General features: G+C 56.8%; 1 protein-coding gene. It reads right to left on the bottom strand.

The annotated features are described in order from the left end of the window. A partial coding sequence (locus tag AC1RP1_RS08055; RefSeq protein ID WP_481762724.1) for a hypothetical protein occupies positions 1-366 on the bottom strand: 366 nt, incomplete at both ends.

The raw sequence follows: 366 nt of genomic DNA, 5'->3' as shown, positions 1-366 counted from the left end.
ATCGACACAACGCGCAGCTCGAAACTGCCCTTCTTGCCGTTGCGCAGAACCAGCAGGATGTTGTCGATGGTTGGCTGCGGGAGAACGGACACGATGTTGAGGCCACCGAGTTTTTCGCCCCGCGAATAGCCTGCATCAAATGCACCGTTGATGGCGTTGACGGTCTCACGCAGTTCCGCATGCGAAACTTCAGGCGCAAGCTTGATTAGGGTCTTTGCGATGTTCTCGTCACCGACAAGCGTGAGCAGGACATTTGCCGTGTAGTTCACGACTTGGGCCGTGAACTGGCCTTCCTTGTCGCGCGTCACCTCCAGAATCTGGCCCGAATCCACCAGACCCGAATCTTCAGAGCCGCGAATTGCTACC

Source organism: Dellaglioa sp. CoH-56-MRSF-13 (genome assembly GCF_056782095.1).
This window is presented reverse-complemented; position numbering and strand designations above follow the sequence as displayed.